We start from the raw sequence: 25,826 nt of genomic DNA, 5'->3' as shown, positions 1-25,826 counted from the left end.
AGCCGGCCTCCGCCCACGGCCGATCGGGACCATGCGGAGGCTCGCCCAACCTCGAGGAGTCCAGTTGAGGCAACGGATTCTCGTCTCCGCCCTGAGCGCCGGTGCGCTCGCACTCGTCGGAGCAACCGCAGCGATGTCGAGTGCGTCGGCACAGACCGGAGCGACGCCGTACACCGCCGGAAAGCACGCCGCCAAGGTCTGCTCCGCGACGACCGCCGCCCACACCGCCGTCTGCGACGCGGTCAAGCTGGTGAACGACAAGGGCGTCGCGCCCGCGTCCACCACGCCGCCGTCGACCGGTCTGACCCCGTCCGGCCTGCAGAGCGCGTACAAGCTCGCCGGCCTGCACGCGAACGGCCGTACGGTCGCCATCGTCGACGCGTACGGCTACCCGAACCTGGAGCGCGACCTCGGCGTCTACCGCTCGCAGTTCGGCCTGCCGGCGTGTACGACGGCCAACGGCTGCCTGCGGATCATCAACCAGAGCGGCGGTACGTCGCTACCGCGCTTCAACGCCGGCTGGGGCGGTGAGCAGGCGCTCGACGTCGACGCGGTCTCGGCGGCGGCGCCGGACGCGAAGATCGTCGTCGTCCAGGCCAACTCGGCAAGCTTCGCCGATCTCGGTGCCGCGGTCGTGACCGCGTCCAAGCAGCCGGGAGTCGTTGCCATCTCCAACAGTTACGGCGGCGGCGACGCGGACGACGCGACGTACGGCGCGTACTACAACCACCCGGGCATCGCGGTCACCGCATCCACCGGTGACAACGGTTATCAGGGCGGCAGCTACCCGGCGTCCTCGTCGTACACCACCGCCGTCGGCGGTACCTCGTTGGTTGCCGCGAGCAACAGTCGGGGCTGGAGCGAGTCCGTGTGGAGCGGCGCCGGCTCGGGTTGCTCGACGTACAACACGGCCCTGAGTGCCGCGTCCTCGTTCGACACCGGTTGCTCGAAGCGTGCGATGGCCGACGTCTCGGCCGCCGCCGACCCGGGCAAGGGCGGTATGGCGATCTACTACCCGACCAGCAAGACCGCGTCCACGTGGGCGCAGTTCGGCGGGACGAGTGAGGCCGCGCCGATCATCGCCGCGGTGTACGCGCTGTCCGGCAACACGGCCGGGTACGCGAACGCGTTGCCGTACGGCCACACGAGCTCGCTGTTCGACGTGACCAGCGGCAGCAACGGCAGCTGCCCGACGACCCAGTGGTGCAACGCCCGCACCGGGTGGGACGGCCCGACCGGCCTCGGTACGCCGAACGGCGCCGGCGCTTTCTGACATTCGGGTAATTCTCAGGAATGCGACACCGGGAGCAATCGGGTAGTGGCTGCGTGCAACTGCCCGATTGCTCCTAGTACTGTTCCGAACACGAAGGACAACCCTCGACTCCGCGACAATCCGGGGATTTCTCTTCCCCGGACCGCCCCGCAGGCTTAAGGTCAGCCCCCGGGACGGGTCGTGGAGGGCGACCCGCTGATTCGAACTCCATGGAGATTTGCTGTGACCACATCACGCAGAGGGCGGGGGCTCCTGGCAGTCTCAGCCGTCTCCGCGGCCGCTACCTTGCTGGCCATGACCGCCGCCGGCGCGAACGCCGCGCAGACCGCCGGTCCTGACAAGGGCAAGGCCGCCCAGTCCGAGAACTTCACCGGCAAGGAGCAGAAGGGCTACTACGACGCCCGGACGCCCGACGCCAAGACGACGTACGCGCGGGCCGCCAAGGTGGCCGGCAAGGAGACCGCGGCCTCCGAGAAGTTCCGGAACTCGCTCGGTGCCCAGGGTGTCGTCGAGCTCGACCCGAACACCGGTACCCCGGCTCAGGTGACCAAGCTGAACGGTTTCCTCACCGGCAAGAGCGCCAAGAAGGCCGAGGTCATCGTCCTCGACTACGTGAAGGCGCACCCCGAGGTCTTCAAGCTGTCCGACGCGGACCTGAAGACGCTCAAGCTGCGCAAGGACTACGTGGACGACCTCGGTACCCACCACGTCTTCTGGTCCCAGGTCGTCGACGGCGTCGAGGTCTTCGGCAACGGCCTGAAGGCGAACGTCACCAAGAACGGCCAGATCGTCTCGATCATGGGTTCACCGGTCTCCGGCCTCACCTCGGCCGCACAGAGCCGGTCCGCCGCGGCGGCTCCGAAGCTGTCGGCGGCCGGTGCCCGCAGCGCCGCCATCGAGGACGTCGGCGGCAACGTCAAGGCCGCGACCGCGAAGACGTCCGGCGTCAGCACCACCTTCAGCAATGGCGACACCGCGAAGGAGGTTTGGTTCCACACCGCCGACGGGCTGCGCAAGGGCTGGCTGACGTACGTCAACGCGGGCGGCACCAAGGTCTACTCGCACGTCATCGACGCGCAGACCGGTGGCCTGCTGTACCGCCGGAACCTGTCCAGCGCCGCCAACGGCGACGCGCTCGTCCAGGACTACTACCCGGGCGCGGCCAAGGGCGGCACCCAGCGGGTCGAGAACCTGATCTACAACAAGTGGCTGCCGAAGAACGCCAAGACCCTCCTCGACGGTACGTCGGTCGCGGCCTGGGCGGACGTCAACGACGACAACCAGCCGAACGCCGGCGAGACGGTCAAGGTGCCCGGCACGGCGGGACCCAGCGGGACCGGCGCCCAGTACAAGCTGACCACCTTCCAGAACGCCTCGTCGTTCTGCTCGGCCTCGTTCATCTGCACCTGGGACCCGGCGAAGCCGGACTCCTGGAAGGTGAACATGAACCAGGACGTCACCAACGCGTTCTACCTGGCCAGCAACTTCCACGACTGGCTGGCGAAGCCGCCGATCAGCTTCACCCCGGCGGCCGGTTCGTTCGACGCAGCGGGCGGCGACCCGGTGCACCTGAACGCGCTCGACGGCGCCGCGACCGCCGCGAACGGCGGCCCGGACGCGAACCACATCGACAACGCGAACATGAACACCCCGCCGGACGGCACCCCGCCGACCATGCAGATGTACCTGTGGCACTTCCCGGGGACCACGGACGCGCAGGAGGGCTACGTCCCGTCCAGCGGCGCCAACGACGCCAGCATCCTGTACCACGAGTACACCCACGGTCTGTCGAACCGCCTGGTCGTCGACGCCACCGGGAACTCCACGCTGAACAGCATCCAGGCCGGCTCGATGGGCGAGGCCTGGAGCGACTTCTACGCGATGGACTACCTGGTCTCGCACGGCCTGGAGAAGGACACCACCGCCCCGGGTGAGGTACTCGAGGGCCGGTACGTCAGCCACGGCGAGCTGTTCCGTACCCAGGCGATCGACTGCCGGGTGCACGCGGTCAGCCCGAACTGCATCCAGCCCGACGGCTCGAAGGGCGGCTACACCTACGCCGACTTCCCGACCATCGGCGGTTCGCCCGAGGTGCACGCCTCCGGCGAGGTCTGGGCGCAGACCCTGTGGGACCTGCGCGAGCGGTTCGGCCGTAGCTACGCGATGAGCATCATCACCCGCGCGATGGAGCTCGCTCCGGCGGACCCGACGATGCTCGACATGCGCAACGCGATCGTCCAGGCCGACCTGATCGCCAGCGGCGGCCGGAACGCCGATACCATCTGGACCGTCTTCGCCAACCGCGGCATGGGCTGGTACGCCGGTGTCACCGACGGCGGCGACGCATACCCGGTCGAGGACTTCCACAAGCCGCCGACAGGTGCGACCACCACCCTCAGCGGCACCGTGAAGGATAAGGACACCGGCGCACCGGTCGCCGGCGCACTGGTCTACATCGGCGGTCACTCGTCCGGCTACGCCGGCGACTACGCCGCCTCGACCGATGCCCAGGGCAACTACAGCATCACCGGTGTTGCTCCTGGCACCTACCCGAAGGTCGTCGTCTCGGCTCCGGGTTACGAGCTGATCGTCCAGTCGGTCAAGGTCTCGCCGGGTGTGAAGGCAGCCTTCACGCCGCGCCGCAACTGGGCGGCGGCCTCCGGCGGCGGCACGATCGCCGGCTTCAACGGTCCCGACTTCAGCCCGCAGTGTGGGCCGGCGTTCGCGATCGACAACGCGCAGGGCACCGGCTGGGGCAGCACCACCGGTGACGACAACGGCACGGCGACCAACCAGATGATCGCCAAGCACGTCGACATCAAGCTGCCGGCGAAGGTCAACGTCAGCAACTTCAACGTCGACCCGTCGAACACCTGCGGCGACCCGGGCAGCTCGTCCACCGGCCAGTACAAGATCGAGACCTCGGCCGACGGCAGCACCTGGGCCACCGCGGCGGAAGGCACCTTCACCTCCGCCAACCGTGGCAAGTACAACCTGGTAGCCCCGACCGGCAACGCGACCGGCGTCCAGTACGTCCGCTTCTGGATGCTCAGCCCGCAGGTCCCGGACTTCCAGACCAACTGCCCGAACGGCGCCTACGGCGGCTGCAAGTTCACCGACATGACCGAAATCCAGGTCTTCGGCACCAAGTAACCCAACCACCCCCGCGAAGGCCGGCCGAGCACCCCGCTCGACCGGCCTTCCGGCGTTCTACCAACAATCAGCCCCGCGCGCGCTCCGCAGGCGCTCCGGTCGCTCCGCTCCCTCCCGCACCTGCTCCGCGCACTCCCACCCACCCCCGGGCTGGCGCCCGGAGCATCCGTTTCCGGCTGGCGCCGGGAGTTCCCGGCTATCGCCGGAAGAGTTTCCGGCTGGCGCCGGAGGTTCCCGGCTGCCGCCGGGAGTTGCGAGCTGCCGCTCGCGGGTGACTGCTTGGCGGGTGTGTTGGGTGGAGCTGGGTGTGGTGAGGGGTGGATGTGGTCAGCCCCGCGCGCGCTTCGCAGGTGCTCCGGTCGCGGTGCTCCCTCCCGCACCTGCTCCACGCACTCCCACCCACCCCCGGGCTGGCGCCCGGAGCATCTGTTTCCGGCTACCGCCGGGAGTTTCGGGCTATCGCCCGGAGAGTTTCCGGCTGGCGCCGGGGGTTTCCGGCTGCCGCCGGGAGTTGCGAGCTGCCGCTCGCGGGTGACTGCTTGGCGGGTGTGTTGGGTGGAGCTGGGTGTGGTGAGTGGTGAATGTGGTGAGGAAGGTGAGCCGCTCCCGATCGACGCTTAGAACCTCGATGTTGGGGCAAACGACCTCCGCCCCCTCACCACCTCTAACCCTCGAACCATCTACAGCCCGTGCGCCCCACTACACCCGCACTTCAAGCACCTACAACCCGCGCCACCCACCAACGGCGGCTTCACCCACCGCCTCCGTCAAGCAGTCATCCGCGAGCGGCAGCTCGCAGGTCCCGGGCGGCAGCCGGGAAATGCCGGCGCTAAGCCGGTGGGTGGGTGGGAGTGTGTGGAGCGGGTGCGGGAGGGAGCGCAGCGACCGGAGCACCTGCGGAGCACGCGCGGGCTGACCACATCCACCCCTCACCACATCCACCACTCACCACATCCACCACTCACCACATCAACCACTCACCACATCAACCACTCACCACATCCAGCTCACCCAGCACAGGAATCAAGCAGTCACCCGCGAGCGGCAGCTCGCAACTCCCCGGCGGCAGCCGGGAAATACGGCGGCAGCGGGGGTGGGTGGGAGTGTGCGGAGCGGGTGCGGGAGGGAGCGCAGCGACCGGAGCAGCCGCGGAGCACGCGAGGGGCTGACTACATCCATTGCTGCCAGGCCGAGCTTCACGGACCAGTGTGAGGGTCCGGTGGTGTGGGCTTGGCGGGTGGGACGGTTTGGGCCCAGTCGGCCCAGTCTGCGAGCGCCGTGTACAGGCGGATGCCGGCTTCGATGGTGACGCGCATCGACTGGGTCTGTTCGCTGTAGCCGAATTCGCCGCGGTCCTTGCGGGCGGCGTAGTCGCTGTACTGCTCGGCCAGTTCGCGGTAGTAGCGTGCCTCGGCTTCGAGGTGTTGCTGGAGTTCGTCGCGGTCCATCATCCAGAAGAACAGCGAGCGCAGCAGTGGTTGCAGTCGCATCGTGTGGTCGACGTCGACTTCGGTCAGCCAGCGTTTGACCTCCGCGACGCCGGCGTCGGTGATCCGGTACGCCTTCCGCCGCCGCGGTCCCTCGCTCTCGACCTCGACCAGTCCCTCGGTGGCGAGTTTGTTCAGCTCGGCGTAGATCTTCGGGTGCTGCGCCGGCCAGATCGAGCCGAGTACCTCGGTGAACCGCCCCGCCAGGTCATACCCACTGGCCGGCCCTTCCGCCAGCAACCCGAGCAGCCCGTGCCGCAGTGACATGTCCAGCCTCCTTCGCCGGAGACATCTTGACATGTCCCCACGGACATGTGCATGCTCTCATATGTCCCTAGGGACATGTCCTATAGACCATCTCAAGGAGTCGATATGAGTGCGGTTCTCGTGACCGGATCCACCGGCGGCATCGGTACGGCGACCGTCGGACTGCTGCGGCGCCGCGGATTCACGGTGTACGCCGGGGCGCGCGGACCGGCCGACTTCGGGCCGGGCGTGCACGTCGTACCGCTGGACGTCGCCGACCCGGAGAGTGTCGCGGCGGCGGCGAAACGGATCGCGAGTGAGGTCGACGGGCTGGCCGCGGTGATCAACAACGCCGGCGTGATCGTGCAGGGCCCGCTCGAACTGGTACCTGCCGACGAATGGCTCCGCCAGCTGGAGGTGAACACCCTCGGCCCGGCGTCGGTCATCCGCGAATTCCTGCCGCTGCTCCGTGCGGGTTCCGGCCGGATCGTCAACGTCAGCGCGGCGACCGGCCGGGTCGCGATGCCGCTCCTCGGTGCGTTGTCCGCAAGCAAGGCCGGCCTCGAGGCGCTCTCCAACGCTCTTCGCCTTGAGCTCGCGCCCTGGAAGATCCCGGTCGTGGTGGTAGAACCCGGCACGACGCAAACCGAGATCTTCACCCGAGCAGGCGCCGCGGCCGAGGCGGCACTCCACCGCACCGACCCGGCGCGAGTCGACCTCTACCGCCCCCACCTGGCGGCCTACGAAAAGGCCATGACCCGTTTTAAGCCAGGTCCGGTCGACAAGGTCGCCGAGGTGATCGTCCGCGCCGTCGAAGCCCGCCGCCCCCGCCGCCGCTATGCGGTAGCCGAGGCTCGGACGTTCGGCGCGATCCTGCCCAACCTCCCGGCCGCCCTCCGCGATCGCCTCCTGGCCACAGCCACCGGCCTCAGTGCCATCGAACCGCAGTGAACAGCCCGTCCGGATGATGGACAACCAGAAGTAAGTCTAGTTATCTAGTCTAATTTCAATCGGGTGGAACCTGTTGCTCGGCGGTCGTCGCTGCGCCTAAACCGGCGGGGCGGCGACCGAGCCGCGTTCGATGAGCGTGGGGGTGAGCGTGGTTCGGCGGACTCGGCGGTTGGTGTCCACAGCGGACGTCACGCGGGTGACGACGTGCGCGACCAGGTCGTCCAGGGGCCAGTGGAACGTGGACAGCGGCGGCGTCAGCAGTTGGGACATGGGCTGGTCGTCGTAGCCGAGCAGGGACAGGTCGTCGGGGATGGTGAGGCCGAGTTCGCGGCTGGCGGCGTACACGCCGAAGGCCATCGAGTCGGCCAGCGCGAGGATTCCGGTCGGCCGGCGGTCCGCGGTCAGCAAGGAACGGGCGACCTCGGTCGCACCGGCGAGGTCGTGCGGGCATTGCAGCAACCGGATGTCCAGGCCGAGGTCGCGGCCGACGCGTTGGGCGATCTGTTCGGCGGGACGTTCGACCTCGAAGCGACGGGTCGGGCTGAGTACGGCGAGGTTGTGGTGGCCGGCGTCGGCGAGGCGGCGCAGGGCCGTGGTGACGCCGGTCTCGTTGTCGAGGATCACCTCGGACTTCGCCTTCGCGGCCGGGAGTGCGTCGCCGATCGCGATCACCGGGACCTCGCGGGCGATCGCGGCCCAGGCCTTCGCGGCCGGGTTGATGGGTACGACGACGATCGCGTCGGCGCGGTGGTCGACCAGGTGCTGGGCCAGCTCGAGCTGGCGGTCGGCGTCGCCGGCCGAGTCGATGATCCAGGCGTTCCGGTCGGGGGCGAGCAGTTCGCGGCCGAGGGCGGCGGCGACGCGCTGCTGCCAGAGATCTTCGAGCGAGGCGCAGAGTACGCCGATCGAACCGCTGCGGCCCGACGCGAGCGCACGCGCGACCGGATCGGCCTGGTAGCCGAGCCGCTCGGCCGCCTCCTGGACCCGCTGCCGGGTCTCGGGCGTGCCGTGCAGACCGCGCAGCGCGTACGACACGGCGGCCATCGAGAGCCCGGTCTCGGCGGCGATGTCCTTGAGGGTTGGCCTCCGGCCGGTTCCGGACATGCCCACGACCCTAGCTGCCCGCGCCGACAAAACACGTCGACGGCACCGCCGGTCGCTGGACCCGGACTTGACAGCGAAGCCTTTGAAGCGCTTCACTCTACTCATCCTGAAGCGCTTCAATCTGATCAAACCGGCGGGAGGAGAGGCTGATGATCGACGTCCACCAGCACCTCTGGCCGGAAGCTTTCGTGGAGCGGCTCCGGGCCCGCCGCGAGCCGCCGTACCTCGACGGCTGGACGCTGCACACCGCCACCGAGGCGCCGTACGACGTGGATCCGGCCGCGCACGAGATCGACAAGCGGGTCGCGCTCGAACAGGACGCCGGCACCCAACTGGCCGCGGTGTCGCTGTCGAGCCCGCTCGGGATAGAAGAGCTTGGCGACGCCGACCTGCTGGCTGCCTGGCATGAGGGCGCGGCCGAGTTCCCGAAGCCGTTCCGCGCTTGGGCCTCCGTGGATCTACGGGAACCCGCCGGCCTGAAAGACCTTCTGGACAAAGGCTTCCTGGGCCTCCAGTTGCCGGCGCACGTGCTGACGACGCCGTCCGGCTGGGAAGCACAAGCCGACCTGCTGCAGATACTCGAGCAGGCGAACAAGCCGATCCTCGTGCACCCCGGTATGGCGCGGACCTCCGAGGAGCAGTGCTGGTGGGCGCCGGTCGTCGACTACACGACCCAGTTGCAGGCGGCGTGGTGGGCGTGGCATGCGTTGGGCGGACGCCGTACGTACCCGAAGCTCCGGCTCTGCTTCGCTGCCGCCGCCGGTCTCGCGCCGGTGCACCACGAACGGCTCGCCGCCCGCGGCGGGCGGCTCGGCACCATCGACCCGAATCTGTACGTCGACACCTCGAGCTACGGCCCGCAGGGGATCGACGCGGTCGCGCGCGTGCTCGGTATCGACCAGGTCGTGCACGGCACCGACCGGCCGTACGCCGACACCGCCGACCTCCGCCAAGGCGCCGCCGCAACCGCGGTGATCCGCCGTGACAACCCCTTCCGACTTTTGTTCGGTACCACTACTCCTGAGAGGGGAGTGCAGTGACTGCTCAGCCAATCGACGTACCCAACGTCCCGGCGCGTCAGGCCAGCCGGCTCGTGGAGCTCAACAACTGTCTGTCGCTGGACGACCTTCCGGGCCGCGACCTGACGCCGGCGGAGCTGTCCGAGCTGGCCGCGTCGATCGCCGCGCAGCCGCACCTGTGGGAGGACCAGGTCGCGTACAGCGACGAGGAGCGGGTCTTCGCCTCGCTGCACCGGGACGCGAACGTCGACGTCTGGCTGATCTGCTGGACGCCCGTCAACGACACCGGCTGGCACGACCACGACGTCTCCTCCGGTGCGGTGGCCGTTGCCCGGGGCAAGCTCGTCGAGCACAACCTGGCGATCGGCACCGAGTCGATCGAGACCGAGGTCGAGGCCGGCGACGTGTACGGGTTCGGCCCGGATCACATCCACCGGCTGACGGGCCTCGACAAGGGCAGCGTCACCGTGCACGCGTACAGCCCGCCGCTGTGGCGGATGGGCCAGTACTCCGTGAAGGACGGCGTACTCCGCCGGGTCTCCGTCTCGTACGCCGACGAACTCCGTCCGATCGACTGACGCATCTCCCAGCAGGCCGGGTCGCAAGGCCCGGCCTCAGGTCAGACCGTTTCCGATGAAGGATCTGGTCAAGGCCTCGATTTTCCGCAGGTCCGCTTCCGGCCTGTCCCGCAGCGGCCCCTGCCCGGTGAGCACGGCTGTCCCGTGCACGAGCGACCAGATCGGGTACTCGATACCTTTGCGCCGCCGCGGGTCGAGGATCCCGGCTTCCACCAGCTCGTCGAGCTGGGAGCAGAGGAGCTCCAGCGGGGTCCGCGCGCCATCGGAGCGCGCGGCGTAGGTGTGCTGCTGCGGCACCGCGTAAGCCGCCGCGAACAGTCCGGGCTCCGTGCGCGCGAACTCCAGGTACGCCGCGCCGATCGCCGCGAGCCGCCGCCCGGCCGCCGCCGGATTCCCGCGCCGCCCGCGGACCTTGGCGATGCCGTCGGACATCCGCGCACTCAGCTCGTCCATCGCCGCCGCGCAGACCGCGGCGAGCAACTCGTCGCGGTCGGCGAAATGCCGGTACGCCGCATTCGGTACGACCCCGACGATCCGGGTCGCCTCCCGCAGTACGACGGCATCGGGACCGCCCCCGCGCGCCAGCTCGACCCCGGCCGCGACCAGGCCGGCCCGGACGTCGCCGCGGGGCCACCGTCGGCGCGCTGCTGGTTCGCTCATTCGTTCAGATTACTTGGTGGACACTGTCCACATCCACGAGCTAATGTGGACATTGTCCACCAAGAGGAGACCTGATGATCGAGAACGAAGCGGTCCCGTACCGGACCGGAACTGTGCGTGACGACGTGGAGCGCGCACTTGTTGCCGCGGGCAAGCAGCTGGACAAGCTCGAGGTCGCCGAGCTGGCGATGCTGGAGGACTACCACACCGGCGGCCGCCTCGCGACGGCCCAATTGGTGGAGTTGGCCGGCATCGACCAGTCGGCGAAGGTGCTCGACGCGGGCACCGGCATCGGCGGTACGGCACGTTACGTCGCGGACCGCTTCGGCTGCGAGGTGACCGCCGTCGACCTGTCGGACGAGTACTGCGACACGGCCCGCTGGCTCAACGGCCTCGTCGGGCTCGGCGAGCGGATCGACGTACAGCAGGCGGATGTGACCGCCCTGCCGTTCGACGGCAAGACGTACGACGTCGTGTTCAGTCAGCACGTACAGATGAACGTGGCCGACAAGCTTGCCCTCTACCGCGAGGCGGTGCGGGTCCTGAAACCTGGCGGCCGGCTCGTGCTGTGGGATCTGACCGTCGGCGAGGGAGCGGAGCCCGACTACCCGCTGCCGTGGGCCGACACGCCCGCCCGGAGCTACCTCGCCACGCCGGCCGAGCTGCGCTCATCCATCGAAGCAGCCGGGCTCGTCGTCGATCACTGGCGGGACCTGACCGCGGATGTCGGCGCGATGATGCGGACGATCCAGTCGCTGCCGCCGAGTCCGCTCGGTCTGCAGGCGTTCGTCCCCGACTTCCGGCAGCGCGCGAAGAACCTCACCGAAGCTCTCGTCGACGGTCGGCTGCGGGCGATCCAGGCGGTAGCGAAACGGTAGATCTCTGACTAGAGTCAGAGAATGGGTGTCGTCGAGGTACGGCGGTTCAACCGGCTCGTCACGCAGCGGATCGGCGCGTTGCAGGAGGACTACCTGTCCCGCGGCCGTCCGCTCGGCGCGGACCGGGTGTTGTGGGAGATCGGCTCGGGGTGCGACGTCCGATCGCTGCGCGCCCGCCTCGACCTCGACTCCGGGTACCTGAGCCGCCTGCTCCGCCAACTGGAAGGCGCCGGACTCGTCACAGTCGAGCCCGGCGCGACGGATGCACGAGTCCGCATGGCCCGGCTGACCTCGGCGGGCGAGGCCGAGCGGCAGGTACTGGACGAGCGATCGGACGAGCTCGCTACGTCGATCCTGGAACCGTTGAGCGAGTCGCAGCGGCGGCGGCTGGTGACCGCGATGGATGAGGTCACGCGGCTGCTGACCGCGTCGATGGTGCGGGTCGAGCCGGTCGATCCACGACTGCCGGCGGCGCAGTACTGCTTGAACGAGTACTTCGCCGAGCTCGGCCGCCGGTTCGACCACGGGTTCGACCGTACCCGCAGCATCTCGGCGGACAACGCCGAACTCACGCCCCCGGCCGGCTTGTTGCTGCTGGCAACGCTCTGCTCGGAGCCGATCGGCTGCGGCGCGCTGAAGTTGCACGGCGACGATCCGGCCGAGATCAAACGGATGTGGGTCTCACCGGACGCCCGCGGCCTGGGCCTCGGCCGCCGCCTGCTGACCGAACTCGAACACGCCGCGGCCGCGCACGGCGCTCCCGCCGTACGGCTGGAAACCAACCGGACCCTCGCCGAGGCGATCGCCCTCTACCGAAGCTCCGGCTACCAGGAGGTCCCGGCCTTCAACGACGAGCCGTACGCGCATCACTGGTTCGAGAAACACCTGAACGTCCGCGGTGGCAGCCGAGCTTCTTCCCATCGCAGCCGCATCGCACCGGCCAACTCCGCGAACCACGCGCCGAAGGCCGGATAGACCACACCGGATGCGCCGGCGGCCGACTCCAACGTCTGCACGAGCTGCGTGCGACGACGCACGAGGTCCTGCTCGGCAGACGCGATCATCCGCAGCCGCGCCAACCGGACGACCGCCCACGTGGCACACCCAGTGGCCATCAGACGCTCGTACGTCGCATCGTCCGCGTCGAGCTCGCGCCGATACGCCCGGTCCATCGCCTTCACCACGCTGGGTGGCAGCACTGCCCAGTGACCGTACTGCGGAAACGGCAACCGCAGGCACGCCGCGTCGAGCCCAGGATGCCGGCGCCCCGCGGCCTCCAGGTCGATCATCCGCGCCCGGCCGTCCGAGAGTACGACGTTGTTCGGTGTGAAGTCGCCGTGCGTGAAGGTCGTCTCTTCCAGCGCGGCCGAAAGCTCGTCGAGCTCGACATCGCGTGGCGTGGGGAAGTTGAGTTCGCCGACGGCCTGCGTCACCTCGGGCCACAGCTCCAACGGATGGTCGAGGAACGGGATCTCCTGGGCCGCGGTGAAGTCAGGCGAAACGGTCCGGTGCAGCCTGCCGGCGAGCTCCGCCATCGCCACGAGTCCGCGGGTCGCCGCCTCCGCATCCTCCCCGAACAACAACCCCTGCACCGTCACCGCCCCGACACCCGACCGCACCGTCGGCGGGCCGACCTCCGTCGGTGCGCCGAGGTCCGTCATCACGGTCAACCCACCCGGAACACGCGCGAGGAGCCGCGGCGCGAGACCGGTGTCCCGCAGGTGTTCGAGCGCCCGCTGCTCGTTGTCCCGGCGCCCGGCCGACGCCCAGGCGTCGTCGACCAGCCGACGGCCCTTGGCGATGACGGTCCGGCCGATCCCGTCGTACGAGCGATCGAGCGTCAGCCGGGCCACCGGAGCGTCGGCACTACTCCCGAGGTCCGACCGGGCGACGACGCGAACGTCCTGCCCGGTCAGCTCCCGCAGTAGTCGTTCGACGGTCCGCTCCACCCGCCGACCTTAACCGGCAGGTCGGGGAGGACCTCCCGCCCGAAGTCCTCCCCGGCCCGGTCGTTACGGCATCTGGAGTTGGCCGAGGAGACCGTGGGACTCGTCGTCGGGGCCGGCGGAGAACCACAGGACGTTGGTACCGCCGGTGGTGGCGGTGCCTTGGAGGAGTGCCCAGAGACCGTCGATCACCAGCGTCTTGCCGTAGGTGTCGCGGACCTGGCCGGCGAACGCGTAGCCGCCGTCGTGCCGCGGACGGAACACGTTGATGCGCCCGTTGCCGAAGTTGCCGACGAGCAGCGTGCCTGCCGGCTGACCCCAGGCGGACGGTGCGAGCGCGAGACCCCAAGGAGCGTTGAGGGTTCCGTGCGCGGCCACGCGGGCGATCAGCCTGCCGTGGACGGAGAACTCGTCGACGAACCCGAGGCCCGGGCCGTCGATCTCGTCGCCGGTCTTCTGGTTGACCAGGGCGTACGTGACGAAGAGGCGGTCACCGAGCGCCTGCACGTTGAACGGCGCGTACCCGCGCGGCACCCGGTGGTCCCGGAACGCCCAGCGCGGCAGCCGCACCCGCTGGAACATGTTGTCGAAGACGTCGATCCGGTGCTGGGTGAAGTTCGCGGCGAACAGGTGGTCGTTGGCGAGCGCGAGGCCCTTGTACTCGGCGCCGGGCGTCGTGGCCTTGATCTCGGCATCGCCGATCGGCGGGTCGACCAGCCGGCTCCAGGCCGCGATCTTTCCCTCCTCGCTGGCGAAGATGAAGTTCGCGGGCGCGCTGACCTTGCCGTTGCTGAGGACGAACCCGGTGGTCGGGTTGTTGACCTGTCCGGTCGGCGCCGGCACTCCGACCCGGATCGCCGTCACCTTGGTGGCGTCGTTCGAGCCCGGTGCGGACGAGTACAGCGTCGACGAGTCCGTACCGTTGTTGGACACCCACAATGGAGTGGTCGCGCCGAGCGACAGGCCCCACGGGTTGACCAGGTCAGGATCCTGACGGACGGCGGCGCCCCGCTGGTCGGAGACCAGATTCACCTGCCGTACGGCGAGATTGTGCGACGTACCGTGCGCGTCGGCGGTCGCGGGTGCGACCAGTGCGAGGCTGCCGGCGAACGCGGTCACAACTGCGATTGAGCGCAGTGACATGACTTCCCCCTCGATCGGGATGTGGACACCCTCGATACGGCTCGCCGGCGCCGGCGGTTCAAGGCCACTCGTAGCAGAAGTGGTTATGGCGAGCAGCGGTCACCGGTGGTTAGCGTCTGGGGCATGAGGATTCGCGTGGTTGATGCCTTTGCGGAGCGGCCGTTCACGGGAAACCCGGCCGGCGTGTGCGTACTGGAGTCGGGTCCGTGGCCCGACGACAGTTGGATGCAGAGCGTCGCGGCCGAGATGAACCATGCCGAGACCGCCTTCGTACGACCGTCGGAACGAGCAGATGCCGACTGGGATCTGCGCTGGTTCACGCCGACACTCGAGGAGAGGCTCTGCGGTCACGCAACGCTCGCGACCACACACGCGCTGGCCGCGGACGGGCTGGTGTCCGGGAAGGTCGCGTTCTCCTCCCTCAGCGGCATCCTGATCGCGACGGTCGCGGACGACGGCATCACGCTGGACTTCCCGATCAACCGACCGACCGCCACCCCGGCCCCGGACGGACTCGCCGCCGCACTCCAGGCCGAGCCGCTCGAAACGTACGTGACCGGCGAGCTCCGCGATCTGCTCGTTGTGCTGGGTGACGAGGCGACGGTACGCGCGGTAGTTCCCGACTTCGACGCACTGGCGGGAATCATCCAGCGCGGCAACCTCCGCGGGGTGGTCGTCACGGCAGCGGGCTCGTCGGAGTACGACTTCGTGTCGCGCTTCTTCGCACCAGCGGCTGGCATCCCAGAAGACCCGGTAACAGGCAGCGCCCACACAAGCCTCGCCCCATATTGGTCCGAACGCCTCGGCCGCCCCGAACTAACCGGCTACCAGGCCTCCCCCCGCGGCGGCATCGTCCACGTCATCCCCGCTGGCGACCGCGTCCACCTAAAAGGCAACGCAATCACCATCCTCGACGGCGAGTTGTTCATCTAGCACGCCCCGCGCGCACTCCACAGACGCTCCGGTCGCTCCGCTCCCTCCCGCACCTACTCCGCACGCTCCCACCCACCCACCGGCTTGCGCCGGCAGTCTGCGGCTACCGCCGGGGACGGGCGAGCTCCCGCTCGCACATGACTGCTAGGCGAGCGCCCTCCGCGAAGCACTCGTAGAGGTGGCGCGGGTTGCCTATGGAGGACGTGTTGACGGGCGGATGTGGTGACGGGTGGAGGTGGTTAGCCCTCGCGTGCTCCGCAGCTGTCCGGTCGCTGCGCTCCCTCCCGTACCGGCTCGACACACTCCCACCCACCCCCGGTTTGGCGCCGGTATTTCCCGGCTGCCGCCCGGGAATTTGCGAGCTGCCGCTGCCGCCGGGGTGTTGCGAGCTGCCGCTCGCGGGTGGCTGCTTGGCGGGCGCACTCCGTGAGGCCGCCGGTGGTGGGTGGCGCGGGCTGCGTGTGGTGGAGGTCGTGACGAATGGATGCACTCCCCGCGTGCTGCGCGAGTGCTCCGGTTGCTCCGCTCCCTCCCGCTCCCCGCGCTCCCACCCACCCTCCGGCTGGCGCCGGCACTTCGCGGATGGCGCCGGAGTTGTTGTGAGCTGCCACTCGCGAGTGACTGCGTTAGCGGTGGTGGCGGGGTGAAGCCGCTGGCGGCGGATGGCGCGGGTTGCGTGGTGGGGGTGATGGGTGGAGGCGGGCAGTCGCGTCGAGCTTTACAAGTACGGTCAAGTCCGCGTGAGCCTGTAAGCGTCGAATACCCGCCCCTGGCCTGTGCACGAGACGACGCCCATTCGGCTTGTGTCTTTGAAGCCGCCACCGAGGGCTATCTCGTCGCCTGGCCGACAGGCGACTTGTCCTGTTTCATCAATCAGTGCGGGAGCGCCGCCACGGAGTCCGACACTCCAGCCTGGAGGCCAGGCCACATCAATGTCGACGAGGCTGTCGGTGCCGGGGGAGGTGCTGATCAGGCTGCGGACCACGATGCAGTTTGTTGAGGCGTCGATCCCAAGGGTCCCGGTCAACTGAGCCTGCAACGCCACGGTAGCGACCTCACGTTGAACAGTCAGGCCGGGCAGTGCGGCATCGCGGTTCCGCTTCTCGTCGCTATTCATCGGATCATCTCCAGCGCTGTCTCTGAGCGGCCCATCACCGAGCTTGCCAGCAATCTGCAGCACCGCACAGGAGTGGCCGTCCGCGGCCGACGAAGCCCTGATCACCGGATGCATTCCCTCTCCGGGCGCGCTGCGCAGGTCTAGCAGAACACCGTGCTGTCCAGGTGGACGACCAGCCGTACCCAGCACCTAGAACCCCCGCCATCCACCCCGACGGCTTCGCGGACCGACAGACGGAACGCGGACGGACCGGCGGACTGGGCACATTCGCTGGGGACTGGGAAGAAGCTACTACCTATCCCCAGACCCCACGGTGTGTGCCGAGTCCGGGGGCGGACCGAGCGACGGGCAGAACGGCGGACGGAGCGCGGACGGACCGTCGGAGGAGCGCGGACGGAGCGCGGACTGAACAGCGGACCGGGCGGCAGGCTGAGCGGTGGGCTGAGCGGCGGGTGGGGCGCGGGGTGGAGCGGCGGACTGGGCACACTCGCTGGGGTCTGGGAACAAGCTATTACCCGTGTCCCCAGACCCCACGGGTGTGTGCCGAGTCCGGGCGAACCGAGCGGCGGACCGAGCGACGGGCAGAACGGCGGACGGAGCGCGGACGGACCGACGGACGGAGCAGCGGGCTGAGCGGCGGACCGGGAACAGTCGCTGGGGTCTGGGAACGAGCTATTACCTGTGCCCAGACCCCACGGTTTGTGCCGAGTCCGGCGGCTTCATGGAGTGCATCCCGCCTAGTAGTCGCCTGCGAGCGGCAGCTCGCAAAACCCCGGCGGCAGTCGGCAGAATGCCGGCGTCAAGCCGGTGGGTGGGGGCGGGTGGAGCGGGTGCGGGAGGGCGCGGAGCTACCGGAGTACTCGCGGAGCACGCGGGGGGTGACTGCATCCACCCGTCACCAGCTCCGACCCTCGCCGCATTCGCTTCTGGTGGTTAGGCCCAGGTTTCGGCGTGGGTGGTGGTGCCGTTGGGGGCGATGAGTTCGGTGATGACGTCTTCGGCGTCGGCGTCGAGGGGTTCGAAGGGGGGTTCGGGGACTACGTACGCGCGGGCGCCGGCGAGCATTTCGATGCCGGGGAGTTCGAACCATGCGTCGCCGACCTCGCGGCTGATCTCGTAGATCGCCTGCTCGGCGCTTTCGACCGGTTCGCGATCGCCGGATTCGTCCAGTTCGGCGGGGTGCCTTTCCTGTGCGGCGCGGCCGGCCTCGAGGAGGGCGTCCAGGTCGACCACGCGCAGGTCGAAGCGTGAGACCACGCTGATCACCTGCTCCGGTTCGGTCTCTTCGTCGTCCTCGTCGTCGACGGAGTCGTCCAGCAGCAGCGGCGTCGTACCGGTGTGTTCGAAGACGGCGTCGTTCCAGTCCTCGACCACGCCTTCGAGGGCGGCGTTGTGCTCGAAGAGGGTCGCGGTGTCCTCGTCGCCGGTCATCGCGAGCAGCGCGTCGGTGTGCGCCTGCAGCCGCTCGGCGAGCTTGCGGCTGGCTTCGGCCAGCGCGGTCCGGCTCTCCGCGGAGAAGAACTGCTCGGCCGGGGCGGGGGTGTCCAGTTCAGTCACGTGCGGAATCTTTCCTTCACTGTTGGTGGAGATGCCAGCCGTAAGTATGTGAGAAGCCTGTGAGAGCTGTGTCGGCGGGTGTGAGAGACCTGCGAGAACCCTCCTGACCGGACAGCGAGCGGTGTGCAGTGAAGACGTGAACGCTGAGAACATCGCCGGCCTGGTCGTGGCCGTTGCCTTGGTCGTCTATCTGATCGCCGCGCTGGTCTTTCCCGAGAGGTTCTGATGTCCGACACCGCGGCCGGCCTGTTGCAGGTCGGCCTTCTGCTCGCGTGCCTGGCGGCCGTGTACCGCCCGTTCGGCGGGTACCTGGCCCGGGTCTACACGTCCGGCAAGGACCTGCGGATCGAGCGGGCGACGTACAAGCTGTTCGGCGTCGACCCGCAGGTCGACCAGACCTGGGCGGTCTACGCACGCTCGCTGCTCGCGTTCTCCGCGCTCAGCGTCGTCCTGCTGTACCTGCTCCAGCGGCTGCAGCACTGGTTGCCGTTGTCGCTCGGCCTGCCGAACTTCGCCTCCGGACTGGCCTTCAACACCGCAGCATCGTTCGTGTCGAACACGAACTGGCAGTCGTATTCACCTGAGGCGACGATGGGCCACCTGGTCCAGTTCGCCGGCCTCGCGGTCCAGAACTTCCTGTCCGCGGCCGTCGGCATCACGGTCGCGATCGCGTTGATCCGCGGGTTCGCCCGCGCGAAGACCGATCGGCTCGGCAACTTCTGGGTCGATCTGACCCGGACCGTACTACGGGTGCTGCTGCCGATCGCGGTGATCGGGACGCTCGCGCTGGTGGCGATGGGCGTCGTACAGAACTTCTCCGGCGGTCACGAGGTCACGTCCGTGGTCGGCCAGACCCAGACGCTCCCGGGCGGACCCGTCGCGAGCCAGGAGGTCATCAAGGAGCTCGGCACCAACGGCGGCGGCTACTACAACGCCAACTCCGCGCACCCGTTCGAGAATCCGAACGGCCTGTCGAACCTCTTCGAGATCTTCCTGCTGCTGGTCATCCCGGTCTGTCTGACCCGGACGTTCGGCGTGATGATCAAGGACAAGCGGCAGGGGTACGCGATCCTCGGCGTGATGGGCACGCTGTGGGCGGGGTTCACCTTCTCCGCGACGTTCTTCGAGAACCAGGGTGCCGGTACGGCGACCCATGCCGCGGGCGCTGCGATGGAGGGCAAGGAGACGCGCTTCGGCGAATGGGCGTCGGCGTTGTTCGCCAGCTCCACCACGGGTACGTCGACCGGCGCGGTGAACTCGATGCACGACTCGTACACCCCCCTCGGCGGCGGTACGGCGTTGTTCCACATGATGCTCGGCGAAGTCTCACCAGGCGGTACCGGTACCGGGCTCTACGGCATGCTGATCCTCGCCGTACTCGCCGTCTTCGTCGCGGGCCTGATGGTCGGGCGTACGCCGGAGTACCTGAAGAAGAAGGTCACCGCGCGCGAGATGAAGCTGGTCTCGTTGTACATCCTCACGACGCCGGTCGTCGTACTCGTCGGCGCCTCGATCGCGATGGGCCTGGCCACGGCACGAGCCTCGATCCTCAACGCGGACAGCCCGCACGGGTTCTCCGAGGTGCTGTACGCGTTCACGTCGGCCGGTAACAACAACGGCAGCGCGTTCGCCGGTCTCAACGCGAACATCCCCTTCTACAACACGGCTCTCGGGCTGGTGATGCTGCTCGGCCGGTTCGTACCGATCGTGTTCGCGCTCGCCCTGGCCGGGTCGCTCGCCAAGCAGCAGCCGGTACCGGTGACGCAGGGCACGCTGCCAACCCACAAGGCCCTGTTCGTGACGCTGCTCGTCGGCACCGTCCTGATCGTCACCGGCCTGACCTACTTCCCCGCACTGACTCTTGGACCCCTCGCGGAGGGACTGTGATCACCCAACTCGTCGCCGCGCTCCCGGACGCGCTGCGCAAGCTCGATCCGCGGGTGATGGTGAAGAACCCGGTCATGTTCGTGGTGGAGGTCGGTGCGGTCGCGTCGACGATCTTCGCCGTCACCGACTCCAGCGTGTTCGTCTGGTGGATCGTGGTCTGGCTCTGGCTGACCGTGATCTTCGCGAACCTCGCGGAGGCCGTTGCGGAAGGTCGCGGCAAGGCGCAGGCCGAGACCCTGCGCCGGGCAAAGACCGAGACCGCGGCAAGGCGGCTGACACCGGACGGCGGCGAGGAGGCGGTCCCGGCGACGCAACTGCAGCTCGGTGACCTGGTCGTGGTCGAGGCCGGTCAGATCATCCCCGGCGACGGTGACGTCGTCGAGGGCGTGGCGTCGGTGGACGAGTCGGCGATCACCGGCGAGTCGGCCCCGGTGATCCGGGAGTCCGGCGGCGACCGGAGCGCGGTCACCGGCGGTACGAAGGTACTGTCCGACCGGATCGTCGTGAAGATCACCACCAGACCCGGCGAGAGCTTCATCGACCGGATGATCGCGCTGGTCGAAGGCGCGTCCCGGCAGAAGACGCCGAACGAGATCGCGCTGAACATCCTGCTGGCGAGCCTCACGATCGTGTTCCTGATCGCCACCGCCACGCTGCCGACGTTCGCGAACTACGCACACACGAGCCTCAGCCTTGTGATCCTGGTAGCCCTGCTGGTATGCCTGATCCCGACCACGATCGGCGCGCTGCTGTCCGCGATCGGCATCGCCGGGATGGACCGGCTGGTACAGCGCAACGTACTGGCGATGTCCGGGCGCGCGGTCGAGGCCGCGGGCGACGTGAACACGCTGCTGCTGGACAAGACAGGCACCATCACCCTCGGCAACCGGCAGGCGGCGGAGTTCATCCCGGTCGAGGGCGCCTCCGACACAGAGTTGGCCGACGCGGCGCAACTTTCCAGCCTCGCCGACGAGACGCCGGAGGGCCGGTCGATCGTCGTCCTGGCGAAGACCGCGTACGGGCTGCGCGAGCGGCACACCGGAGAGTTGCCGCACGCAACGTTCGTGGAGTTCACCGCGCAGACCCGGATGAGCGGCGTGGACATCGACGACCGGCAGATCCGCAAGGGTGCCGCGGGTGCCGTGAACAAGTGGATCGGCGAACACCACGGTACGACGGAGATACAGCTCGGTGAGATCGTCGACGGCATCTCCGCCTCCGGGGGTACGCCGCTGGTCGTTGCCGAGAGCATCGATGGCAAGGCCCGTGCGCTCGGCGTGATCCACCTGAAGGACGTCGTCAAGGAAGGGATGCGCGAACGGTTCGACCAGTTGCGGGCGATGGGCATCCGGACCGTGATGATCACCGGCGACAACGCGCTGACCGCGAAGGCGATCGCCGAGGAGGCCGGCGTCGACGACTTCCTCGCCGAGGCGACACCCGAGGACAAGATGGCGCTGATCAAGAAGGAGCAGGAAGGCGGCCGGCTGGTCGCGATGACCGGTGACGGTACGAACGACGCGCCGGCGCTCGCCCAGGCCGACGTCGGCGTGGCGATGAACTCCGGTACCTCGGCCGCGAAGGAGGCCGGCAACATGGTCGACCTCGACTCGAACCCGACCAAGCTGATCGAGATCGTTGAGATCGGCAAGCAGTTGCTGATCACCCGCGGATCGCTGACCACGTTCTCGATCGCGAACGACGTGGCGAAGTACTTCGCGATCCTGCCGGCGCTGTTCGCCTCGGCGTACCCGGGGCTGGACAAGCTGAACGTGATGGGCCTGCACTCGCCGCAGTCGGCGATCGTGTCCGCGATCGTGTTCAACGCGCTGATCATCGTGCTGCTGGTCCCGCTGGCGCTGCGCGGGGTCCGGTACCACCCGGCGTCGGCCTCGGCGATGCTCCGCCGGAACCTGCTGGTGTACGGCGCCGGCGGGCTGATCAGCCCGTTCGTCGGAATCAAGCTTCTCGACCTGGTGATCTCGCTGATCCCGGGTCTTCGGTGAAAGGCAGTCATGATGAGGCAGTTCGGGGTGGCAGCGCGGGTGCTGCTGTTCTTCACGGTCGTACTCGGGATCGGCTATCCGCTGGCGATGACCGGCGTCGCGCAGACGCTCTTCCACGGTAAGGCGAATGGGTCCATCCTCGAGGTGAACGGCAAACCGGTCGCCTCCGAGCTGATCGGCCAGGCATATACGACGGCCAGCGGGAAGAAGGATGCCGATGGCAAGGAGATCATGATCGCCGATCCGAAATGGTTCCAGACCCGGCCGTCCGCGAGCGACTACGACGCGAAAGCCAGCGGCGGTTCGAACCTCGGTCCCGACAACGCCCAACTGGTCGCCGCGATCGACCAGCGGCGCAAGGCGGTGGCGGCGCTGGAAGGCGTCGATCCGTCCCAGGTCCCGCCGGACGCGGTCACGGCGAGCGGTAGCGGTCTGGACCCGGACATCAGCCCGGCGTACGCCGCTCTGCAGGTCAACCGGGTCGCCCGCGAGCGCGGTCTGAGCGTGGCCGAGGTGCAGAGGCTCGTCAAGCAGAACACCGACGGGCGCGTGCTCGGCTTCCTGGGTGAGCCGGTCGTGAACGTGGTGAAGCTCAACGCCGCGCTGGCCCGGCTCTGAGAGCATGGAGTTATGAGCAAGAGCGGCCGCGGGCAGCTGCGGATCTACCTGGGGGCCGCGCCCGGCGTTGGGAAGACCTACAAGATGCTGGGCGAGGGCCGCCGCCGCCGCGCCCGCGGCACCGACGTCGTGGTCGGCTTCGTGGAGACCCACGGCCGCAAGTACACCGAGCAGATGCTGGACGGCCTGGAGACGGTACCGCGGTCGATCATCGACTACCGCGGCGCCAGCTTCACCGAGCTGGACCTCGACGCCGTACTGGCGCGACGCCCGGACATCGCACTGGTCGACGAGCTCGCGCACACCAACATTCCCGGCAGCCGGAACGAGAAGCGCTGGCAGGACATCGAGGAACTGCTGAACGCCGGAATCGACGTGATCTCGACGCTGAACATCCAGCACCTCGAATCGATCAACGACGTGGTCGAGAAGATCACCGGCGTACCGCAGCAGGAGACGGTCCCGGACCGGGTCGTCAGGGCCGCCGATCAGATCGAGCTCGTCGACATGACGCCGGAGGCGCTGCGCCGGCGGATGGCGCACGGCAACGTGTACGCCGCCGACAAGATCGACGCTGCCCTGGGCAACTATTTCCGGGTCGGCAACCTGTCCGCGCTGCGCGAGCTCGCCTTGTTGTGGCTTGCCGATCGCGTGGATGCCGGGCTGCAGGAGTACCGGGCGCAGCACGACATCGACTCGACTTGGGAGGCCCGCGAGCGGGTCGTAGTCGCCCTGACCGGCGGCCCCGAGGGGGAGACCTTGATCCGGCGGGCCGCCCGGATCGCGGCGCGGTCCTCCGGCGGCGACCTGCTCGCCGTCCACGTGGCAAGGTCCGACGGGCTGACCGGTGCGAACCCGAGCAAGCTCGCCCAGCAGCGGAACCTGGTCGAGCAGCTCGGTGGCACGTATCACCAGGTGGTCGGCGACGACATCCCGGACGCACTGCTGACATTCGCGAGGGCCGAGAACGCGACGCAGCTCGTCCTCGGCGGATCCAGACGCAGCCGGATCTCCACCTTGCTCACCGGCCCCGGCATCGGTTCGACCACGATCCGCGACTCGGGCGATATCGACGTACACATCGTCACGCACTCGCTGATGGGTCGCGGGCGGTTGCCTCGGTTGCGCGGCAGCCTGTCCCGGAAACGGAAGATCCAGGGTTTCGTCCTGGCCGTCGTCCTGCAGCCGGTATTGGCGCTGGTCCTCGGTCTCGGTGGCGACACCCTCAACCTGACCAGCAACGTACTGGCGTTCCTGTTCGCGGTCGTGGTCGTCGCGCTGGTGGGTGGGATGTGGCCTGCGATGCTGACCGCGATCGGCGGCTCGCTCGTCCTGAACTGGTTCTTCACGCCGCCGAAGCGGACCTTCACGATCGCCGATGTGAACAACGCCCTCGCGCTGCTCACCTTCATCCTGGTCGCGGCGATGGTCAGCTCAGTGGTCGACCGCGCTGCTCGTCGTACCAGAGAGGCGGCGCGGGCGGCCGCGGAATCGGAGACGTTGGCGACCTTGGCCGGTTCGGTACTACGGGGTGAGACGGCGCTGCCCGCGCTGCTGGAACGGGTACGGGAGGCGTTCGGGATGACCGGCGCCTGCCTGATGGAGCGCATCGACGACGACGAGTTGACCGAGGTGTGGCGGCCGTTGGCGTCGGCCGGGACGCTCACCTGTACGCGGCCCGAGGAGGCGGACGCGGAGATCCCGGCGCGCGACGACCTGGTTCTCGTACTGCAGGGGCACCAGTTAGAGGCGGACGAGCGCCGGCTGGTCGGTGCGTTCGCGGCGCACGCGGCGGCGCTCGTCGACCGGGCGCGGCTGAGCGAACAGGCCGCGGAGGCGAAACCGCTGGCCGAGGCGGACAAGCTGCGTACGGCGTTGCTGCGGGCGGTCGGGCATGACCTGCGGTCCCCGTTGGCCTCGGCGAAGGCGTCGGTGACTTCGCTGCGCAGTGACGACGTGGAGTGGAGCGAGTCCGAGCGGGCCGAGCTGCTGGAGACCGCGGACGAGTCGCTGGACCGGTTGTCGCGGTTGGTCGACAACCTGCTCGATCTCAGTCGTCTGCAGGCCGGCGTACTCCCGGTCTTCACCCGGCCGATGGCGCTGGACGAGATCCTTCCCGGCGTACTGACCGAGCTGGGCGACGACGCGAACGAGGTGACCGTCGACGTCCCGCCGGCGCTGCCGCTCGTCGAGGCGGATCCGGCGCTGCTCGAGCGGGTGGTGGTGAACCTGCTGGCGAACGCGATCCGGTACTCGCCGCCCGAGCGGCCGCCGCTGGTCACCGGGAGCGCGCTCGGCGACACCGTCGAGATCCGGGTGATCGACCGCGGCCCGGGCATCCCGCGGCAGCACCGCGACCGGGTGTTCGCGCCGTTCCAGCGGCTGGGCGACACCGACAACACGGTCGGCGTCGGGCTCGGGCTGGCGCTCGCCCGCGGCCTCGCCGAGGCGATGAACGGCACCGTGCAGCCCGAGGACACGCCCGGCGGCGGTCTCACGATGGTGGTCGCGATCCCGACGGCGCAGGCTTCCGAGGCACCGGTTCCGGGCACCCGCGAGAGATCAGGAGAAAGCGAGTGACCAGAGTCCTCGTGGTTGACGACGAGCCGCAGATCGTGCGGGCGTTGCAGATCAACCTGAAGGCGCGCGGGTACGAGGTGCATCTGGCCGGTACCGGTACGTCGGCGTTGAAGGTGGCCGCACAACACCCGCCGGAGCTGGTCATCCTCGACCTCGGGCTGCCCGACTTCGACGGCGTCGACGTGATCCGCGGGCTGCGCGGCTGGACCGACGCGCCGATCCTGGTGCTGTCCGGGCGCACCGACCAGACCGACAAGGTCGAGGCGCTGGACGCCGGCGCCGACGACTACGTGACCAAGCCGTTCGGGATCGACGAGCTGCTTGCCCGGATGCGCGCCGTACTGCGCCGCAGCAACCTCGCGCCGGAGCAGCCGATCGTGACCGTCGGCGGGATCACGGTCGATCTCGCCGCGAAACGCGTCACGTTGGACGACGGTGAGGACGTCCGGCTGACGCCGACCGAGTGGCACCTGCTCGAGGTGCTGGTCCGCAACCCTGGCAAGCTGATGTCCCAGCGCCAGCTGCTGACCGAGGTCTGGGGCCCCGGTTACGAAACCGCCGGCGGCAACCTGCGCTTCTACATGGGCCAACTCCGCCGCAAACTCGAGCCGGACCCCGCCCGCCCCAAGCACCTGCTGACCGAACCAGGCATGGGCTACCGCTTCGAGCCGTGACGTCCGTTTCGTTCAA

Annotated in this window: 21 protein-coding genes; 14 read left to right on the top strand and 7 right to left on the bottom strand. The window is 68.8% G+C overall.

Annotation, left to right across the window (positions count from 1 at the left end; translation table 11 throughout):
* Nucleotides 1-64: 64 nt before the first annotated feature.
* Both FB475_RS13955 and FB475_RS13950 read left to right on the top strand, forming a co-directional pair.
* On the top strand, nt 65-1,273 hold the full coding sequence (locus tag FB475_RS13955) for a S53 family peptidase (protein ID WP_202878321.1): 1,209 nt from the start codon (nt 65-67) through the stop codon (nt 1,271-1,273).
* Nucleotides 1,274-1,567: 294 nt separating this feature from the next.
* Nucleotides 1,568-4,426: a M36 family metallopeptidase gene (locus FB475_RS13950; protein ID WP_238332135.1), complete on the top strand. Its 2,859-nt coding sequence runs from the start codon at nt 1,568-1,570 to the stop codon at nt 4,424-4,426.
* A gap of 1,196 nt (nt 4,427-5,622) precedes the next feature.
* On the opposite strand, the gene FB475_RS13945 is transcribed toward FB475_RS13950, so the two are convergent.
* Nucleotides 5,623-6,180, bottom strand: coding sequence for a PadR family transcriptional regulator (locus FB475_RS13945; RefSeq protein WP_141856094.1), 558 nt, complete (start codon nt 6,178-6,180; stop codon nt 5,623-5,625).
* Nucleotides 6,181-6,285: 105 nt separating this feature from the next.
* On the opposite strand from FB475_RS13945, the gene FB475_RS13940 reads away from it, so the two are divergent.
* Nucleotides 6,286-7,110, top strand: coding sequence for an SDR family NAD(P)-dependent oxidoreductase (locus FB475_RS13940; RefSeq protein ID WP_141856092.1), 825 nt, complete (start codon nt 6,286-6,288; stop codon nt 7,108-7,110).
* A gap of 96 nt (nt 7,111-7,206) precedes the next feature.
* Here FB475_RS13940 and FB475_RS13935 read toward each other — a convergent pair whose 3' ends face one another.
* Nucleotides 7,207-8,214, bottom strand: coding sequence for a LacI family DNA-binding transcriptional regulator (locus tag FB475_RS13935; protein ID WP_141856090.1), 1,008 nt, complete (start codon nt 8,212-8,214; stop codon nt 7,207-7,209).
* A gap of 149 nt (nt 8,215-8,363) precedes the next feature.
* Here FB475_RS13935 and FB475_RS13930 point away from each other — a divergent pair, with 149 nt between their 5' ends.
* Together FB475_RS13930 and FB475_RS13925 are read left to right on the top strand one after the other, a co-directional pair.
* A complete protein-coding gene (locus tag FB475_RS13930; protein WP_141856088.1) occupies nt 8,364-9,254 on the top strand; it encodes an amidohydrolase family protein in 891 nt (296 codons plus the stop codon).
* On the top strand, nt 9,251-9,811 hold the full coding sequence (locus FB475_RS13925) for a cysteine dioxygenase (RefSeq protein ID WP_134012000.1): 561 nt from the start codon (nt 9,251-9,253) through the stop codon (nt 9,809-9,811). Before FB475_RS13930 ends, FB475_RS13925 begins: the two co-directional genes overlap by 4 nt.
* A gap of 36 nt (nt 9,812-9,847) precedes the next feature.
* Here FB475_RS13925 and FB475_RS13920 read toward each other — a convergent pair whose 3' ends face one another.
* Nucleotides 9,848-10,471: a TetR/AcrR family transcriptional regulator gene (locus tag FB475_RS13920; RefSeq protein WP_141856086.1), complete on the bottom strand. Its 624-nt coding sequence runs from the start codon at nt 10,469-10,471 to the stop codon at nt 9,848-9,850.
* A gap of 74 nt (nt 10,472-10,545) precedes the next feature.
* On the opposite strand from FB475_RS13920, the gene FB475_RS13915 reads away from it, so the two are divergent.
* Together FB475_RS13915 and FB475_RS13910 are read left to right on the top strand one after the other, a co-directional pair.
* Nucleotides 10,546-11,349 (top strand): class I SAM-dependent methyltransferase, encoded by an 804-nt coding sequence (locus FB475_RS13915; protein ID WP_141856084.1) that lies wholly within the window; start codon nt 10,546-10,548, stop codon nt 11,347-11,349.
* A gap of 21 nt (nt 11,350-11,370) precedes the next feature.
* Complete coding sequence (locus tag FB475_RS13910; protein ID WP_141856082.1) at nt 11,371-12,324, top strand: MarR family winged helix-turn-helix transcriptional regulator; 954 nt, start codon at nt 11,371-11,373, stop codon at nt 12,322-12,324.
* Here the strand turns inward: FB475_RS13910 and FB475_RS13905 are convergent.
* A complete protein-coding gene (locus tag FB475_RS13905) occupies nt 12,216-13,298 on the bottom strand; it encodes a phosphotransferase family protein (RefSeq protein ID WP_141856080.1) in 1,083 nt (360 codons plus the stop codon). The genes FB475_RS13910 and FB475_RS13905 overlap by 109 nt on opposite strands.
* Nucleotides 13,299-13,361: 63 nt before the next feature.
* On the bottom strand, nt 13,362-14,438 hold the full coding sequence (locus FB475_RS13900; RefSeq protein ID WP_141856078.1) for a TIGR03118 family protein: 1,077 nt from the start codon (nt 14,436-14,438) through the stop codon (nt 13,362-13,364).
* Nucleotides 14,439-14,561: 123 nt separating this feature from the next.
* Between FB475_RS13900 and FB475_RS13895 the strand changes: the two genes are divergently transcribed.
* Nucleotides 14,562-15,371, top strand: coding sequence for a PhzF family phenazine biosynthesis protein (locus FB475_RS13895; RefSeq protein WP_141856076.1), 810 nt, complete (start codon nt 14,562-14,564; stop codon nt 15,369-15,371).
* A 730-nt stretch (nt 15,372-16,101) separates the two neighbouring features.
* Here FB475_RS13895 and FB475_RS13890 read toward each other — a convergent pair.
* Both FB475_RS13890 and FB475_RS13885 read right to left on the bottom strand, forming a co-directional pair.
* Complete coding sequence (locus tag FB475_RS13890) at nt 16,102-16,602, bottom strand: hypothetical protein (protein ID WP_141856075.1); 501 nt, start codon at nt 16,600-16,602, stop codon at nt 16,102-16,104.
* Nucleotides 16,603-17,421: 819 nt separating this feature from the next.
* Nucleotides 17,422-18,045 carry a hypothetical protein gene (locus FB475_RS13885; protein WP_141856073.1) on the bottom strand — a complete coding sequence of 208 codons (624 nt, stop codon included), beginning with the start codon at nt 18,043-18,045 and terminating at the stop codon, nt 17,422-17,424.
* Nucleotides 18,046-18,181: 136 nt separating this feature from the next.
* Between FB475_RS13885 and kdpF the strand changes: the two genes are divergently transcribed.
* The 6 genes from kdpF to FB475_RS13855 are packed head-to-tail and all read left to right on the top strand — an operon-like array spanning nt 18,182 to nt 25,810.
* A complete protein-coding gene (kdpF, locus tag FB475_RS13880) occupies nt 18,182-18,271 on the top strand; it encodes a K(+)-transporting ATPase subunit F (RefSeq protein WP_141856071.1) in 90 nt (29 codons plus the stop codon).
* Complete coding sequence (kdpA, locus tag FB475_RS13875) at nt 18,271-19,932, top strand: potassium-transporting ATPase subunit KdpA (protein ID WP_141856069.1); 1,662 nt, start codon at nt 18,271-18,273, stop codon at nt 19,930-19,932. The genes kdpF and kdpA overlap by 1 nt, the downstream gene beginning before the upstream one ends.
* Nucleotides 19,929-21,938, top strand: a complete 2,010-nt coding sequence (gene kdpB, locus FB475_RS13870; protein WP_141856067.1) for a potassium-transporting ATPase subunit KdpB — start codon at nt 19,929-19,931, stop codon at nt 21,936-21,938. The genes kdpA and kdpB overlap by 4 nt, the downstream gene beginning before the upstream one ends.
* A 9-nt stretch (nt 21,939-21,947) precedes the next feature.
* Nucleotides 21,948-22,556, top strand: a complete 609-nt coding sequence (locus tag FB475_RS13865; RefSeq protein WP_141856065.1) for a potassium-transporting ATPase subunit C — start codon at nt 21,948-21,950, stop codon at nt 22,554-22,556.
* 12 nt (nt 22,557-22,568) lie between these two features.
* The gene (locus FB475_RS13860) at nt 22,569-25,136 is read left to right on the top strand and encodes a sensor histidine kinase (RefSeq protein WP_141856063.1); all 2,568 of its coding nucleotides are present in this window, start codon (nt 22,569-22,571) and stop codon (nt 25,134-25,136) included.
* Entirely contained in the window at nt 25,133-25,810 is a 678-nt protein-coding gene (locus FB475_RS13855) for a response regulator (RefSeq protein WP_141856061.1), read from the top strand. The genes FB475_RS13860 and FB475_RS13855 overlap by 4 nt, the downstream gene beginning before the upstream one ends.
* Nucleotides 25,811-25,826 lie beyond the last annotated feature (16 nt).

This window comes from Kribbella jejuensis (assembly GCF_006715085.1).
Classification (GTDB): Bacteria; Actinomycetota; Actinomycetes; order Propionibacteriales; family Kribbellaceae; genus Kribbella; species Kribbella jejuensis.
This window is presented reverse-complemented; position numbering and strand designations above follow the sequence as displayed.